The 16,365-nt window shown below is 43.9% G+C and carries 16 protein-coding genes and 1 riboswitch; of the genes, 14 read left to right on the forward strand and 2 right to left on the reverse strand.

Translation table 11 applies throughout. The features are described from left to right. The first annotated feature begins 59 nt into the window (after positions 1-59). Positions 60-1,034 (forward strand): aspartyl/asparaginyl beta-hydroxylase domain-containing protein, encoded by a 975-nt coding sequence (locus ACOJRU_RS05075; protein ID WP_421133960.1) that lies wholly within the window; start codon positions 60-62, stop codon positions 1,032-1,034. Continuing rightward, on the forward strand, positions 1,034-2,833 hold the full coding sequence (locus ACOJRU_RS05080) for a putative 2OG-Fe(II) oxygenase (RefSeq protein ID WP_421133961.1): 1,800 nt from the start codon (positions 1,034-1,036) through the stop codon (positions 2,831-2,833). The genes ACOJRU_RS05075 and ACOJRU_RS05080 overlap by 1 nt, the downstream gene beginning before the upstream one ends. A gap of 74 nt (positions 2,834-2,907) precedes the next feature. Here the strand turns inward: ACOJRU_RS05080 and ACOJRU_RS05085 are convergent, their stop codons facing one another. Further along, positions 2,908-3,468, reverse strand: a complete 561-nt coding sequence (locus ACOJRU_RS05085) for a 2OG-Fe(II) oxygenase (RefSeq protein ID WP_421133962.1) — start codon at positions 3,466-3,468, stop codon at positions 2,908-2,910. A 124-nt stretch (positions 3,469-3,592) separates the two neighbouring features. On the opposite strand from ACOJRU_RS05085, the gene ACOJRU_RS05090 reads away from it, so the two are divergent. From ACOJRU_RS05090 to ACOJRU_RS05120, 7 genes are all read left to right on the forward strand, one after another. Next, positions 3,593-4,291 (forward strand): 2OG-Fe(II) oxygenase, encoded by a 699-nt coding sequence (locus ACOJRU_RS05090; RefSeq protein ID WP_421133963.1) that lies wholly within the window; start codon positions 3,593-3,595, stop codon positions 4,289-4,291. Positions 4,292-4,599: 308 nt separating this feature from the next. Further along, on the forward strand, positions 4,600-5,361 hold the full coding sequence (locus tag ACOJRU_RS05095) for a DUF3450 domain-containing protein (protein ID WP_421133964.1): 762 nt from the start codon (positions 4,600-4,602) through the stop codon (positions 5,359-5,361). Positions 5,362-5,367: 6 nt separating this feature from the next. Then, positions 5,368-6,726: a MotA/TolQ/ExbB proton channel family protein gene (locus tag ACOJRU_RS05100; protein ID WP_421133965.1), complete on the forward strand. Its 1,359-nt coding sequence runs from the start codon at positions 5,368-5,370 to the stop codon at positions 6,724-6,726. Between the two features lies 1 nt (position 6,727). Further along, a complete protein-coding gene (locus tag ACOJRU_RS05105; protein WP_421133966.1) occupies positions 6,728-7,252 on the forward strand; it encodes a MotA/TolQ/ExbB proton channel family protein in 525 nt (174 codons plus the stop codon). 11 nt (positions 7,253-7,263) lie between these two features. After that, positions 7,264-7,662 carry an ExbD/TolR family protein gene (locus ACOJRU_RS05110; RefSeq protein WP_421133967.1) on the forward strand — a complete coding sequence of 133 codons (399 nt, stop codon included), beginning with the start codon at positions 7,264-7,266 and terminating at the stop codon, positions 7,660-7,662. A 1-nt stretch (position 7,663) separates the two neighbouring features. After that, positions 7,664-8,275 carry an energy transducer TonB gene (locus ACOJRU_RS05115; RefSeq protein WP_421133968.1) on the forward strand — a complete coding sequence of 204 codons (612 nt, stop codon included), beginning with the start codon at positions 7,664-7,666 and terminating at the stop codon, positions 8,273-8,275. Positions 8,276-8,277: 2 nt separating this feature from the next. Next, positions 8,278-9,543 carry a tetratricopeptide repeat protein gene (locus tag ACOJRU_RS05120; RefSeq protein WP_421133969.1) on the forward strand — a complete coding sequence of 422 codons (1,266 nt, stop codon included), beginning with the start codon at positions 8,278-8,280 and terminating at the stop codon, positions 9,541-9,543. Between the two features lie 115 nt (positions 9,544-9,658). On the opposite strand, the gene ACOJRU_RS05125 is transcribed toward ACOJRU_RS05120, so the two are convergent. Continuing rightward, positions 9,659-11,764 carry a GNAT family N-acetyltransferase gene (locus tag ACOJRU_RS05125; RefSeq protein ID WP_421133970.1) on the reverse strand — a complete coding sequence of 702 codons (2,106 nt, stop codon included), beginning with the start codon at positions 11,762-11,764 and terminating at the stop codon, positions 9,659-9,661. Positions 11,765-11,836: 72 nt separating this feature from the next. Between ACOJRU_RS05125 and ACOJRU_RS05130 the strand changes: the two genes are divergently transcribed. The 5 genes from ACOJRU_RS05130 to ACOJRU_RS05150 all read left to right on the forward strand — a co-directional run bounded on the left by ACOJRU_RS05130 (position 11,837) and on the right by ACOJRU_RS05150 (position 16,256). Further along, on the forward strand, positions 11,837-12,265 hold the full coding sequence (locus ACOJRU_RS05130; protein WP_421133971.1) for an acyl-CoA thioesterase: 429 nt from the start codon (positions 11,837-11,839) through the stop codon (positions 12,263-12,265). 86 nt (positions 12,266-12,351) lie between these two features. Then, a riboswitch (TPP riboswitch) is annotated at positions 12,352-12,456 on the forward strand. Between the two features lie 53 nt (positions 12,457-12,509). Next, on the forward strand, positions 12,510-14,594 hold the full coding sequence (locus ACOJRU_RS05135) for a TonB-dependent receptor (protein WP_421133972.1): 2,085 nt from the start codon (positions 12,510-12,512) through the stop codon (positions 14,592-14,594). A gap of 9 nt (positions 14,595-14,603) precedes the next feature. Beyond that, positions 14,604-14,867, forward strand: a complete 264-nt coding sequence (locus ACOJRU_RS05140) for a hypothetical protein (protein WP_421133973.1) — start codon at positions 14,604-14,606, stop codon at positions 14,865-14,867. Beyond that, positions 14,867-15,511 (forward strand): nicotinamide riboside transporter PnuC, encoded by a 645-nt coding sequence (gene pnuC / locus ACOJRU_RS05145; protein ID WP_421133974.1) that lies wholly within the window; start codon positions 14,867-14,869, stop codon positions 15,509-15,511. The genes ACOJRU_RS05140 and pnuC overlap by 1 nt, the downstream gene beginning before the upstream one ends. Beyond that, positions 15,468-16,256, forward strand: a complete 789-nt coding sequence (locus ACOJRU_RS05150) for a phosphotransferase (RefSeq protein WP_421133975.1) — start codon at positions 15,468-15,470, stop codon at positions 16,254-16,256. Before pnuC ends, ACOJRU_RS05150 begins: the two co-directional genes overlap by 44 nt. Positions 16,257-16,365 lie beyond the last annotated feature (109 nt).

Here is a 16,365-nt window from a genome sequence, read left to right on the forward strand (position 1 = left end):
TAAAACTTGCCAGCAATGATTTACTATAAGGGGCGTTTAAGCCCCTTATTTGTATGACGATGTCTAATATAAAAATAAAAATAGATAAGATTACCAACTATCTCGCAAAACAAGCGTTTTCTGAAGCACTTAATGTTTATGCAGATATTCATGCTGAGGATAAAAATTTTCTTTGTCCAGAGTCCATCGATACGCTTTCAGCAAATAGAATTACGCATATTCGTAATGCAGCAAATCTATCTCGACGAGCGCTATATGAAATACTCCGTGATATACAAAGTACCAAGCGGGTAAACGATGCCGTCAATATGTTATGTGGAACAACGCCAAAAATATTCGACAAAGCAAAACAAAAACCTAATTTCTTTTTTGTTCCAAATCTTCCCTCTTCTCCATTTACCGATCCTAAAACTGTCAAAGGTCTAGCACAGTTTGTTGAGACGATGGCTGAATTTAAGCCGTTATTGCGTGACATGGCATCAATTGCACAAGAACGTTATATCGATACGGTAGGCGGCGCACCTAACACGGAACAGTGGAATAAGTTAAAAGAAAACTGGACGTCCGTTCACCTAGTAAAAGCCGGAAAGCTAACGAGTGCGGGGCAGCGATTGCCAAATCCATGTAAAAAAGCACTTGCTAGCGATCTTATCGCTGATTGTGCGCCACATGCACCAGAAGTAGTTATTTCAGTTCTTCAACCACATGCCGTTATTCCTTCGCACTTTGGTATTTCCAATATCAAATGGACACTTCATATTCCTCTTGCGATAAATGAACATGCGTCGTTAACCGTAGGGGGAGAGACGGTCTCGTGGAATGAACAGCGCAATGCAATACTGTTTGACGATAGCTACGAACATAGTGCAAAAAATGCATCAGATATGCAGCGGGCAGTATTAATTATCGATTTATGGAACCCTTACTTAACAACAGATGAAAGGGAAGATATCAGGAATATTATGTGCAAATATAATGAATGGTCTTCATCGTTCGGTGTACTTGCAAATATAGACAGCAGGTTTTATAAATAATGTCCGTCAATCCATCTATTATCATCCCGCAGCTTATTCAAGCTTATCGAGCTAAACGATATGATTACGTCGTAAGCACTCTTAGCAATAATGTTGCATTGCAGAAGGTGGACGCAGTCATTCCACAGGTTTACGGCGGAGCGTTAAGAAAGCTTGGAGACCTAAAGAAAGCGAAAAGCGTTTTTGAAAAAGGCATAAAGCGGTTTCCTGGTCACCCCGATTTACTGAACTCACTGGCGAATTTAATGGTAGAGCTAAATGAGCCACGCCACGCCGTAACCTACTTTAATAAAGCGCTAGCGATAAGACCAAAGTATTTCGATTACGAATATAACCTGGCAAGGGCCTTAGTGGCTGCTAAGCGATATAACGACGCTAAAATACTATTTGTTTCATTATTGCAAACCTCGCCATCGCACTTAAATACGCGCGTCGCATACGCGGGATTGTGTGCAGAATTAAATGATATTGAGGGGGCAACCCATCAACTACTACACGTATTGGATTATCAGCCATCCCATGTCATCGCGCTTAATAACTTAGGAAATATCAAACGCACCACAGGCGAGTTTGAAGAGGCTATTAGTCTTTATCAACGTGCACTAGGAGCAGGTGCTACTGCCCCAGATATCTATCAAAATTTAGCCGCATGTTTAGTGCTTAATAGTGCGTCGATTGAAGCGATTGAAGTGTATAAGCAAGGAGTAGCAGCATTCCCTTTGCACCGGGGGCTTCATCATGATTTAGCCCACTATCTGTGGACACAAAATGACAATGATCCCTTCAGATTTTTAAGGGACCGTTTGGATGTCACATCCCCCGATTTGGTGTTGCTGTACTGCGACTTATTGATAAATGTCGATGAATTTGATGACGCAGAGCCTTGGCTGAAAACACTATTAAATACCGAGCAGCGAGACATCGTTAAGGTAGCCGCCCCTTATTACAGCCGCGTGTTGAGGGAACGTGGTGAATACGAACAGGCATTGGTAATTTGTAGTAAATACAGTCAAATAACAAAAAAAGAACCATTGCCATTATTGATTGAACAGGGGTATGCGCTGTTATCGCTAAATCGCGTCGCTCAGGCTAAACAATGTTTTCTAACGTGCTGTAAAATTGCGCCCCACAATCAGGGTTTTTGGACCTTGTATTCAACGGCATTGCGGTTAGAAGGTGACCTACCCAACTATGCTGAGCTATGTAACTACGATGCGTTTGTGTATGCCGATGCGTTGTATGCGGACAAAGACGTTAACGCCGCTTTCAACCGTCAATTACAGCAGTATTTACTCACCTTGCACAACAACGAGCAACATCCCATCGGGCAGTCATTACGCCATGGCTCGCAAACCTTTGAAGATTTGTTTGATGATCCCGCGCCCGTTATTCAAACAATGAAAGAACGTATCATTGAGAATGTTAGTACTTTTGTTGCATCGCAAATTGACATGAAAAAGCATCCGTTTTTATCACGGCTGTCCACCCAGTTTGCATTTAAAGGCTCTTGGTCTGTAAAGCTTAGAAAAACAGGGTTTCATAAATCTCATTATCATTCCGCTGGATGGTTGAGTGGCGTGTATTATGTCGATGTACCCGATGAAGTCGAAAAGGGCGGAAACGGGTGGTTAGTGTTTGGACGTCCTGATTTGGGAAATATTTCCCTTTGTGAAGACTACGCCATCAAACCAGTCGCGGGTAACCTTGTCCTATTTCCATCTTACCTGTGGCACGGCACAAACCCTATTAATTCAGCGCAACACCGCATGACAGTAGCTTTCGATATTGTTCCACAGTAATCACGTGTTATTACGCCACACTGAACAAAAACGCCACGGTTAATCGTGGCGTTTTATTAGCGTTATTAGACGTGCTACTCGGCAGGTTCTAATTTAAATGCGAGGGTATAGCGAGGGCTATAGCAAACACGGTTTGGTGGGCGACCGACATGCTTAATTGCGCCGTGAAAAATAACCGTTCTCCCCGGTTTAGGCGTGCTGGCAAAGACGCAGTCATCTAATTCGTTATAGAATAATGTTTCACCGCCCCACTCAATATTCCACTCGGGGCACAAATATACTAATACGGTAAGTTCATCTGCGTCGGGTAAGCAATCGGTGTGGGTGAAAAGCATATCGCCGTAAGACGCGTAGTTCACGTATCCTCGATAAGCGCGGTATGCTTTACCCGTCGTTTCTTTTATCTGTTTCATTGCACGTTCGTAAACGGGAAGGCTTCTAATTTGTGCTTCCGAGAGTGCAACAACCCAGTGCTTGTACTCTGCTGTATCTGGTCTGGCTACTTCATTTCTTTTAAAAGCGCTTATATTTAAGCCATTAGAAATAGACGCCGCTTCTTCTTGTGTACATAGATTGTCAAATACCCAAACTGGCTTGTCGTCAATAGAACAACTGTATTGAAAAGAATGATTCATAGCTTTTTGGCTTTCATTATTGTTAAATTCACGGGTATTAATAACAAATTGGCGTTGCTTAGCCAACTTTCTAATCAATATCGATGATATTGTTTTAGAAGATATAAGAAAAAACGGGAGATTTATGTCTGAAGGTATCAACAAAGCCTTGAATCAAAACGCGATAGAAAACGCGTTTTCCAATGACCGTAAAGTGCGTGTTACTTCATTTTTAGAAGAAGAGTTTGCCGCCGATTTACTGTTAAGCCTGACCAATGATGTTAACTTTGAAATGGCGGTAGTTCGAAATGGCCAATACGACAGTATTACAGAAACAGCGTGGCGAAACATGGACGCGCAAACCAAACAGCGCGTAAACGAGGAAGTAATGCAAAATGCAGCGAAAGGCGTCGGTTTCGTCTATGGCAGGCATTTAGTCACCTCGGTTGAGCCCATTCCAATGATGAGCAAGTTTCACCAATGGATAAATAGTGAAGCAGTATTAGCATGGGCAAGAGAATTGAGTGGGTTTGACGATATTGTCAGTGCAAGCGTTCAAGCCACACGATATACACCTGGTCAATTTTTAACACGGCACCAGGATGTGGTAGAGCGAGAGGGCAGACGACTGGCATACGTCATTAATTTAGCGCCAGAGTGGCATCCAGATTGGGGTGGATTGCTACAATTTTTTGAACCAGATGGTACGACCACTGATTCATGGACACCCACATTTAATTCATTAAGTTTGTTCGACGTAAAACACATTCACAGCGTTACTTATGTTACGCCATTTGCTCAACAGCCTCGATATGCGCTTACTGGCTGGTTTAAAGCGAAATAGTGGCAAACGTTATTATTGTTAACTACAGTAAATCGATTAAGTGGAAATTAACATGCTGGCTGGTCAAAGGTAATACAAATTGTTCGGATAATGCACAAGTGGGTGAAATACTCACAAGTGTAAACAGCCTGTTACTTGACTAAGCGCTGCATTCCATGTGAGTATACTAAGTTCGTAGTATTAGCGCTGATGGCTAGCACTACATTCCTAAAACAACATTGTAAAAGTTTTATTACGCCCCTTGCCGGGTTGTTATCAAACGGCGGCGAGGATTCAAATAAGAAATTTGGTTGGGAACTATGTCCAAAATGAGCAAGAGAACTCTTATTGCTTCTACTGTTATCGGTGCATTCGCACTAACAGGTAGCGCAGTCTCTGCAGATACGCTAGAAGATCTTCATAAAGAAGAAGCTAAAATTCATGCGACTGCGGCGAAATCTCAAGAAAAAATCAACACGTTGTTTGAGCAATCTCAAGAACTACTTGTTGAATATCGTCAAACGGTAGATGAGACAGAAAACCTTAAAATCTACAACGACTATATTGCTAGCTTGGTCGCTGACCAGCAACGCGGTATCGATTCGTTACAACGTCAAATCGACAGTATTGAGCAAACTAAGCAGGGCATCGTTCCATTGATGTTCCGCATGATTGACAGCCTAGAGCAGTTCATCAAACTAGACCGCCCAATTCACTTAGACGAGCGTCTTGAGCGCGTACAACGTCTTCGCGATGTAATGGCTAACTCAAACGTTACTGTTTCAGAGCAGTTCCGCCAAGTAGTTGAAGCATACCTAGTTGAAGTTGAGTACGGCACTAAGATTAATTCTTATCAAGGTACAATTGACGACAACGGTACAGAAGTAACCGTTGACTTCTTTAACCTTGGTCGTACCGCATTGGTTGCATTGTCTCTTGACCAAGCTAACGCTTGGGCATGGAACAACGAAAGCCGCGTATGGGAACAACTGGGAGACGAATATGTTTCTTCAGTCGTTGATGCAGTTAAGATGGCAAATAACATCATTCCTGCAGACCTAATCAAACTACCAATTAGCGCAGCGGAGTAATTGTTAATGAAACCAGTATTCAAATCTCTTTTAGCCGCTGCTACGCTTGCAGTTGTGGCAACCGGAGCTCAGGCTCAGGAAGCAAAGAGCCTGAAAGATTTGCTTGACCAAGTTCAAGACAACCGAGTGTCTCAGGCACGTATCAACAAGCAACGTGAAGCTGAATTCCAAGCTGCACGTGCTGATAAACAAGCTTTATTACGTAAAGCACAAAACGAACTTAAAGCCGAAAAAGCGCGTGGCGATCGTCTACAGCAGCAATTTTCTGACAACGAAGTAACGTTGAATGATAAAGCTGTTGAACTAGACCAAGCAACAGGCACACTTGGCGAAATGTTTGGTGTGGTACGTCAAGCTTCATCTGAAGCATATGGTCGTGTTTCTACATCAATCGTAAGTGCTCAGTTCCCTGGACGTGAAGCGTTTCTTGCTGAAATGTCTGAAGATTCGAAAGGTCTTCCAAACATTTCTGAGCTTGAAGACTTATGGTTTGCACTTCAGAAAGAAATGACTGAAGGCGGCGAAGTTGTTCGTTTTACAACAGAAGTTGTTAATCTTGACGGTGGCTCATCACAACAAGAAGTTATTCGTGTTGGTACGTTCAACCTAATCGGCGAAGACGGCTACCTTACTTATGATGTTGAAAACCAAGTTGTTCAACCTCTAGGTCGTCAACCAGACAGTCACTTTGTAGCGTCAGCTGGAGACCTTCTTGATGCGACATCTGGCATGGTTCCGTTTTATACTGACCCTTCTCAAGGCGCTATCCTAGGCCTATTGAAGCAAAAAGCGACTATGTCTGAGCGTTATCATGCAGGTGGCCCAGTGGGTTACACAATCACTGCAATGCTAGCTATCGGTCTACTAATTGGTCTTTATAAGCTTATCACGCTTACTGTTATTGGCGGTAAAATGCGTTCACAGCTTAAAAACCCAGGTAATCCTTCTGAAAGTAACCCTCTTGGCCGTATCCTTAAGGTATACCAAGAGAATAAAACTGCAGATGCTGAAAACCTAGAGCTTAAGCTTGATGAAGCAATCTTACGTGAACTTCCACGTATCGAAAGCGGCATCAACGTTATCAAGATTTTCGCAGCGATTGCTCCACTACTAGGTCTACTTGGTACCGTATTAGGTATGATCGCAACGTTCCAAACAATCACATTGTTCGGTACTGGCGACCCTCGTATGATGGCTGGAAGTATTTCAATGGCACTTGTTACAACGGCACAGGGTATTATTGCGGCATTGCCACTAATCCTTACTCACAGCATCGTTGCATCACGTAGCAAATCAATCATCCATATTCTTGATGAGCAAACTGCGGGTATCGTAGCAGCTCATTCAGAGTCGGAGAAAGCGTAATATGAATTACCTGATTGGATTATTTGAATCGGTCAGGGACTTTATCGCTACCGGCGGTGACGTACTATACTTCGTTGCTGCCGCGCTCTTTCTCATGTGGGTCTTAATGATTGAGCGTTACTGGTATTTAACTTCGGTCTTCCCAACGGTGAAGAAAAACATCATCGCCAATTGGGATGCCCGAGCAGATACCACATCATGGTATGCGCATAGAATCCGTGACGCGTGGATTTCTCAAGCGTCAGATGACTTAAACGCTAGAATGTTGATTATCCGAACTATCATTGCCATGTGTCCGTTAATCGGTCTACTTGGAACAGTAACGGGAATGATCAGTGTTTTTGAGACAATGGCAACGCAGGGAACCAGCAACGCACGTCTAATGGCAGCTGGTATCTCAATGGCTACGATTCCAACTATGGCTGGAATGGTTGCTGCACTGTCTGGGCTGTTTATCAGTTCTCGTCTTGAAGCGAAAGTGAAGCTGGCAAGAGAAGGGCTAGTTGATAGCCTGCCACATCATTAGAGAGAGAGATTATGGCTCGAAAAGTCAGAACCGAGGAAGAAGATGCTCAGATAGATATGACGCCGATGTTGGACATCGTGTTTATCATGCTGATCTTCTTTATCGTTACCACTGTTTTCGTTAAGGAAGCAGGGATTGAAGTTAACAAGCCAGATGCGAGCCAGGCGTTCCTTCACAAAAATGCAAACATTTTCATCGCGATTTCAGAAGATGGCAATGTTTGGCTAGATAAACGTGAAGTTGCGCCGGACAGCGTTAGAGCTAATATTGAGCGACTGCTTACCGAGCAGCCAACCGATTACGTAATCATCCAAGCGGACGTAAAAGCGAAGCATGGATTAGTAGTTGAAATTATGGACCAGGTTAAAGCGGCAGGCGTTAACCGAGTTTCGGTAGCAGCAAGGGGTTAAGATGGGACGTATAATTGTATCTATATTGCTAGGTGCTGGTGTTGCATTTGCCCTGTTCGTACTAATGGCTAAGCTGATTGAAAACTCAGCTCGTCCAGCAGATGAAGTTCCTGAAGCACCGGTTATTGATATCGTGATGCAGGAACCTGACGATCAGACGCAGACGCGTCAGCGCGTACCGCCGCCGCCTCCACCGCCTCCAGCGCAGCCTCCTAAAATGGAGCCTGTTGAGCCGGAAACGGCAGAACCGGATGCAGATGGTTTTAGTCTTGCAATACCGGCTGTAGATACCGGTGGTGTTGGTGTAAACATTGGTGGCGTAGGTGCTATGCAGCGTGATGGTGACGCAACGCCTATCGTACGAATCGATCCTAAATATCCACCTGATGCAGCCCGTGACGGCCGTGAAGGATGGGTAAGACTTTCTTTCACTATCAACGAAGTTGGTGGTGTAGAAGATATAGAAGTGATCGAAGCAGAGCCTAGACGTGTTTTCGACCGTGAAGCGCGTCGCGCATTACGCAAGTGGAAGTATAAGCCTAAGATTGTTGACGGAAAGCCGGTTAGACAACCTGGTATGTTCGTTCAACTAGACTTTAAACTGGAGCAATGATCATGATGAAACGTACATTCAAAATGTCAGCCGTTGCTTTAGTGCTAGGTGCGGGTGCTATTCTTAGTGCCCCAGTAGCGCTTGCGCAATCCGCCCCTGTTGTGTGCCCTGGTTATGAAAAAGGGAAAACGACATTAGTTGGCGAGCGTACAGGTAAAAAGGTTCAAAAAGCTTTTGAGTTTTACAACCTAGATCAAGTTGATGAAGCGTTAGGTGTTTTGTATGAGATTGACTCATCAGACGATTTCGATAAAGCCTATGTACAGCGCTTTATTGGAAACCTACTTGCAGCACAAGAAGGTCAAGGCACCAAAGCACTTGGTTATTTGGTTAGTTCAGTAGAGCCAAAAGTACTTAACGATCTTGAACATTCTCAAACACTTAAATTGTTAGGTGATTTGAGCATGCAGGAAAACAAGTACACTGATGCGATTAAGTGGTACAACGCATGGATGGACTTTACGTGTAAAGAAGATGCAGACGTTTATACGCGTTTGGCGCAGGCCTATTATGAGTCTAAGCAATTAGACAAAATGATTGAACCTGCTGACCGTGCTATCGCACTTTACGACGAACCAAACAAAAACCCGTACGTATTGAAGCTTACTTCATACTACGAGCGTAAGATGTATCCTCAAACAGTTGCTGTAGCAGAAGATCTGGTACGTAACTTTACTGAGGAACCTCGTTGGTGGACACAGCTTGGTTTCTTCTATCTTCTTGTTGAAGATTTCAAGAAAGGCCTTTCTACTTTTGAGCTTGCTTACAACCAAGGTTTTTTGAAAAAAGACAGTGAAGTAAAAACACTTTCACAGTTATACCAAACAAACGGTATGCCTTATAAAGCAGCAAAAGTGCTAGAACAGGGTGTTAAGTCTGGTTTGATAGCAGAAGATGCAGATATGCTTGCGTCTATCGCTAATGCTTACCACCAGGCTAAGAATTATGAAGTTGCAGCTAAGCTTTATGCTAAAGCCGCCGCGAAAAGTTCTGACCCTGAGCATTACAGAAAAGAAGGTACTTTACTTCTTGTAGCTGAAGACTATAAAGGTGCTATCAAAGCCCTTGAGAATGCGCTTGAGCGCGGTGCAGAAAACCCTGCGAAGATTCACTTTACATTAATGGAAGCGAATTTTTATGCGGGCGATTTCAGAGCAGCGTACACGCACGTTCAAGAAGCTAAGAAAGACCGGTCGTTACGCAGAAATGCGTCGGCGTGGGAACCTTACATCAAAGAAAAAGCGAAAAATCGCGGTATAAATATCTAGGTATTTGTATCGAGTTTCTTAAAAGCCTCCGTTTAGGGGGCTTTTTTATGCCTATGGATTTTAACAAACAAAGGCAATCAGCCGCATAACATAAAATTCATTCTGCCGGAAAATGCTAGGAAGGCTCGGCAATTAGCGTTTTCATCTTTTCTTTTACGCAGTGTGTTACGGCTTTCTTGCCTTGAACGTTAAACGCTTGCTCAAGTGCTTTTATATCAATGTCGAGACTATCTAACGGTGTAGACAGGTTGTTGTATACATTAGTGGTTTCAGCCTTATTTGCACGTTTAGCCAAAATATTGATGTAAGGCCAGGTTACTTCTAAGGGCCTATATCCATTTATAAATGCGTGTATCTTATTTAAGATTATGCCCTGCGTTACAGGCCCATAGTGTGAAAGCGGGGCGCGTTCACGCTCAATATGCTGAATAGCGATGAGTCGTTCAGTAAGCTCATTTCCTTGCAATGATAATGGTTTTATTGCTAATGCGCTGGTTTCACCGCTTGCTTTGTTTGGCTTTAAGCCTTTGTCTACAATGGTAAAGCCGTTATTCAGCCAAAAGTTATCAAGCGTTGATGTTGTTCCGTACGATGTGGTAACCGCATCAACATTTGCATTGTACGCAGCAGCAGTAATCTCGGAAAGTAATGTAGAGCCAAGGCCTAAACCCTGGAGAGAAGGGGCGATGGCGATTCTGTTTATCCGCCAATACCGCTTAGTTACGTCACACGCCAAAGTGGTTTTGAGTGCAATTCGTTGTGCACTAAGGTGCCCTTTAGGCCGCCGGCTTCCTTCTGCAATCGCATTATCGACCGACTTAAGCATTGCGCCACCCTCATTATTGATGACGGCAACGCCAGTGACGACATTTTTCAGTGTCTGAATACAAAGTGTGGTATCAGGGCTATCGAGCAATCGCATGGCATCATCGGGCGTTGTTTGATAGTGCGCAAGGGTAAGTAGCGCCATGACATTTACGACTTCAGGCTCTACCAAGTCAGCGAACCGTACTATTCGGTACGTCATGTTGGATACAACGCTTCGGTTCAGAATAGTCGAGCGTATCCCGTTGGGGGTAGCCAAATCTTGCACGGTGTTGGAAGTAAATAAACAGGTTTCGTTAAAAAACGCCTCAATGAGGTCGCCTGGATACCACCGTAAGGGCGCTTCAAGTGTAAGGTGAATGGTATCGCTATGTTGAAGGGCAGGTATTAATTTATTTACGAACCCCTGACCACTACCTTCATAGCCTTGCGTTGTGGTGCTAAGCACCCATTTTTTGTGCCGCTGTAAAATGGCAAGTAGAGTAGGAATGGGGAACGATGCAGCTTCATCAACAATTAACGCGTCAAACGCGGTGTCGTATAATATGGGGTTGTCAGGGGCTACCCATTCAATGCTGCCGTTTGTTTGCGAATGAATAAGCTTAGTGGCACTAACAGCGGTTACGTCATCAGACTGCTCTGCGTGGTGAAATATCCGCTCTGCGTTTTCAGTCAGCGTACTGGTAATACAAATTCGCATGCCTTGTTGGCATAAGGTCGCAATAAATAGCCCGAGTAGCGATGACTTACCTCTACCTCTTGCGGCCGATATGATAGCGCTAGCGCTCTCGCTCTCTTTCGTCCACTGCGATATCAATGCAGTGTATGTGTGGCTTTGTTCGACAGACGCAAAGTTTCTATCTGTGCTGTCGCTTGCTATTGCCTTTTTGTGCTCACCCCCTACCTTCAGTTTATTATAGTTGGGGAGAGAGGTAGTACGTCTATTGTGTTGAGCTATCCACGTGGCTTGGTTTATTTTGTCAATGAAGCGGGCAATATACGGGCTATGCGTCAACTGATAGCCATGCGAAATATAATTAGCAGTATAAGTTCGCGCCCATTGACAAAATGGTGGGCAACACAAAACAAAGCAACCGCTTCGCTTAACCGTTCCCGCCAGCGCCATCAAATCACCAATTCGAAACTCGTTATGGACAAATAGTACTGCGATATCAAATTCGTTGCCCAACAATTTAGCACGCTTTTTACCTGTAAGGTCTGCGCTTTCAAACACAGCCGTTTTTAAATGTGATGGTGCGACGTGAAGTAATTGCTCGCAGATTTTACGGCAGTATCCTTCATCCTCATCAAACACTAACCAACGCCGATGCATCGCATCTGTAGACACGCTGTCATAAGGAGAAAAAAGCCATGATGATAATTGTTTACGCGCCATTGATAGTAAATTTCGTTATAATTAAGAGATGTAATCAGTACACATAATATCTACTTATTGTAAGGAATTCGAATGCGCTTTCTTTCTCGGCGTTTAGTAATGCCAAATGACTTAAATTATGCAAATTCACTTTTTGGTGGGCGCGCGCTTGAATGGATTGATGAAGAGGCTGCAATTTGGGCTATTTGCCAATTAGAGACCAATTGCTTGGTCACAAAGCATATCGGTGAAATTAGTTTTGAATCACCTGCGTTACAAGGAGACATTGTTGAATTTGGTCTTGAAACAAAGGCGGTAGGTAGAACGTCTATTACGGTAAGCTGCTTGGTCCGGAATAAAGCGACGAAGAAAACGATTTGTTTTGCCGATGATATCGTTTTTGTCAAAGTTGATACCGATTCACGTATGCCTGTTGCGCATGGTAAAACCCTTGAGGCACTAAAAGCGCAAACTGATGATGAAGTACGACGCCTTAATTTAAACATTGAAGACAGCTTATAACGCCTTAATATCTCTTAATAATTTCTTTTCTTGACGGTATTGCCTTAACTGGTACACTCCGTCGCAGCCACTAACGTTATGTTAGTGACTCTACCAAGGGGTGTCCGAGTTTCGGGCTGAGATCCACCACAGTGGGAACCCTTAAACCTGATCCGGATAATACCGGCGTAGGGATGGTGCACAACATAGCCTTATCACCTGCCGTTAATTCGGATCTTTTTTCTGTAGAAGAATAAGAGATCCCATGTATAAAACAGTTTTCACGCTTTCCCTTATCGCTAGCTCAGTGGCGGCATACGCCCAAGACAACTCCGTATCACAATCAGAAGATATGTCGGACATCGAACGTGTTGTTGTGAGTGGTGACTTCAGACAAACCACGCTTGATCAACTTGGCGCAAGTGCCACTATTTTGGGCCAAGCACGTTTAAATAGTCGACAGCCTACCCATGTAGATAGTGTATTAAACAGCATTCCTAATGTTAATTTTGCAACGGGCGCATCGAGAGGGCGGTTTATTCAAATTCGAGGTATTGGTGAGCGTAGCCAGTTTGCTGAACCTATTAACCCTTCTGTAAGTTTTATTGTTGATGAGTTCGATTTTTCAGGGTTAGCTGCGGCTGGCGTTATCTTTGATACGCAGCAATTAGAGGTGTATCGAGGCCCTCAGGCTACTCTCTACGGGACCGGTGCATTAGCAGGTGCCGTAAAATTGCTAAGTAATAAAGTAGGGAGTGACGCCCCTGACTATGTTGAGTTTCGTGCGGCGACAGAAGACAGCTACCGATTAGAGGCAGCGACCGGCAGTGATATTAATGACAAGTGGGGATATCGTATCGGTGTCGTCCACAATCGTAGTGATGGCTTCGTTGAAAATACTTTTTTAAATCGAGATGATACGAATAACATTGATGAGTCGGCTATGCACATCAGTTTATCCGGTGAGCTGGACCAACGCACAACGCTTGCGCTTTCTTATCGCTGGTATGATATCGATAACGGCTATGATGCATTTTCATTGGATAACGATAATAAAACTCGCTCTGATGAGCCAGGGTTCGATGAACATCAAACGCATGCGATAAGCGCGCGTTCTACCACAGAAACGGCCGCGGGTGATTTTATCATTATTGCCACGCACGCCTCTCACAATATCGCGTATGGTTATGATGAGGATTGGACGTTTACGGGGTTTCATCCGTTCGGCTATACCTCATTTGACGCCTATTATCGCGACGTAGACACGCAAACTGGTGAAGTACGGTTTGTTTCATCTGACGCTGCGGCTCTTTTTGATGGCGTGACAGACTGGACGATTGGTGCTTTTTATAAAACATCAGAGCAAGACTTACTGCGTCAGTACACGTACGCAGAGAGTGATTTTATCAGTGATTACGCACCGACAACGAAAGCATTATATGCAGAGACAGAGTCTTCTTTAACCGATGATCTATCGTTACTGGTAGGCGTGAGGGTAGAGCGTTTTGAACTTGATTATGCAGATAATCAAGGGCTTACTCGTAAGCTTGATACCACAATGGTGGGGGGGAAGGTCGCCTTACAATATAATCTTAATAAGCACTTTTTCTATGGAAGCATTTCTCGTGGTTTTAAAGGCGCAGGGTTCAATTATGACCAACGTGTAAATAACGATCAGCGATTCTTTGACGAAGAGTATAATTGGAACTACGAAGTTGGTGTTAAAGGTCCCATGTTACTTGATAACCTTACTGCCCGAGCAGCTATTTTCTTTATGGATAGAGAAGATACCCAAGTAAGTGATTTCGATGTTGTTGTGCGAGACGACGGTACGCCAGATTTTATTGATATCATCGATAACGCTAATTTAGGCACGAATAAAGGGGCTGAGTTTGAATTGTCATGGCTTGCGACCGACGCATGGCAGCTTAATGCAAGTGTTGGCTACCTTAGCGCAACGTTTGAAGATTATATACTTGCCGATGGTACCGTTATTGACGAGCAGAGACAGGCTCAAGCACCCAAATGGACTGCGAATCTATACAGCGAATACGCGTTAACTGATTATCTCACCTGGCGTGTAGATGTTGATTTCAAAGATGAGTATCGTTTCTCAGATGGCCATGACGTTACCGCGCCCAGTACGACGTTGGTGAACACAGAAGTGGTATGGTTTAACGATAATTGGCAAACATCGCTATGGGTGCAAAACGCCTTTGATCGAGAGTACTACACACGCGGCTTTGGAGGGTTTAGCAATGACCCTCGTGATGAGTACGCCTTTGCTGAACCCTATTATCAATTAGGTAATGGGCGTCAGTTTGGTGTTACCGTTAAATATACATTTTAGGGACACATTATGAACGTTATGGTCGAGCTATCACTTTATCCGTTGGTGAATGAATATATTCCTCCTATACAAGCTTTTATTGACAGGCTGAATGGTTACGACGAACTCAATGTTTCCACCAGTGCTACCAGCACACAAGTCACGGGTGATTATGCACAGGTGATGACAATACTGGGTAATGAGATGCAGCGCACTCATGAGGAAGTAGGGCAAGCTATATTTGTTGCTAAATTTCTCAACTTTGATGCAATGCAATCAAGGAAGTCGCAATAGTGGCGACTTTTCTCGATAATTTTTACGCACAGATTATCGCCACGTCGGGGTTAGAGTGGACCGCGGTTATCTTTGCCTTAGGCTATGTGTATCTTGCGGCTAAACAAAGCCTGTGGTGTTGGCTTTGTGCATTTTTAAGCACGGCTATTTATACATGGTTATTTTGGCAAGTGACACTTCCGTTCCAATCGCTGCTTAACTTTTTTTATATGGTCATGGCGGCGTACGGATACTATCAATGGACAAGTGGCGTCAAAAGCGGTGAAACAGCTTCGGTAATTACTCTGCCGAAAAAAGTACACGCCGTGCTTGTTCCATTACTACTATTATGTGCCTTTGGGTTATCTACGCTGGCTGCATCGCAATTCAATAGTGATCATCTTTTGCTTGATGCTTGTATCCAAATGCTAAGTATTACGACAACATTCATGGTTGCACATAAAGTCATGGAAAACTGGGTTTATTGGTTTTTCATAAATTTAGCGTCTGCTTATTTATATTTCCAAGTAGGCATGGCGTTGTCTTCCTGTCTGTTTTTAGGGTATGTTGGATTTTCTATTTACGGATATATGCAATGGCGGGCACAATGGTTAGGTTACGATGAATCAAAACAACATCATTCCTCTTTTAAGGAATACACTTAATTTAAGTCATCATGCCCGAATTGAGCAAAAGCCGGCTGGGATAGTCAATTGTGTCTATAAGCTGATAGATAACGATAAGCAGTACGCCGTTAAGTGGACGGGCGCTGACGAGTTTAGTGGCATCGACCGCTTTAATCAGTTTGTTCTTCAACAGCAACTGGCTAAGCAGCGAGTTGCCCCTGAACCTGTATGGCTGAGTGATGACGAGTGTATTTGGGTCGAGCGTTGGGAAGACAATGACACGACGCATCTGCACGGCGATGTAATTAAAGTACTGGCTAACACCCTGGCATACATTCATCGTTTACCGATAACGTCACGCCCTTTAAATTTACTCGCGCGGTGGGAGCATTACGTCGATAGCGCGCAGTTAACCAAGTCTGAAACCTTAAGGCAGCAAGCGGAGGCGTACCGTGCATCGGTAATAAAAAGCGAACAAGATACACAGCATTATGTGCTATGTCATAATGACTTACACGTTAGCCATATTCTTCGCGCTTCGCCACCTGTCGTGGTTGATTGGGAGTACTCGGCGATGGGGAATCGTTTTTTTGATGTTGCTAGCTGTGCAGTGATTAACGAGTTATCGGCCGACGATGTTATTCATTTGTGTGATGCTTATGCCGAGGCAAGTGGTATATCACAACGTGAAGTCGCGCAGAGCGTAGAGCAGCATCTGATCATTGTGGATGTAACAAATCAGTTGTGGAGAGCTGCCTTATTCAACGCAAAACAGCGCGCATAATACTAGGCTTGCTTGAATTTCCGCCGCTTTGATTGTTTATTAAGCATAGGGTGCATGATAGATACAAAAAGGCTTTACCTTTTTAATCCCATCCGTATAATGCACAGCG

Origin of the sequence: Alteromonas algae (genome assembly GCF_049117195.1) — a bacterium.
Lineage (GTDB): Bacteria > Pseudomonadota > Gammaproteobacteria > Enterobacterales > Alteromonadaceae > Alteromonas.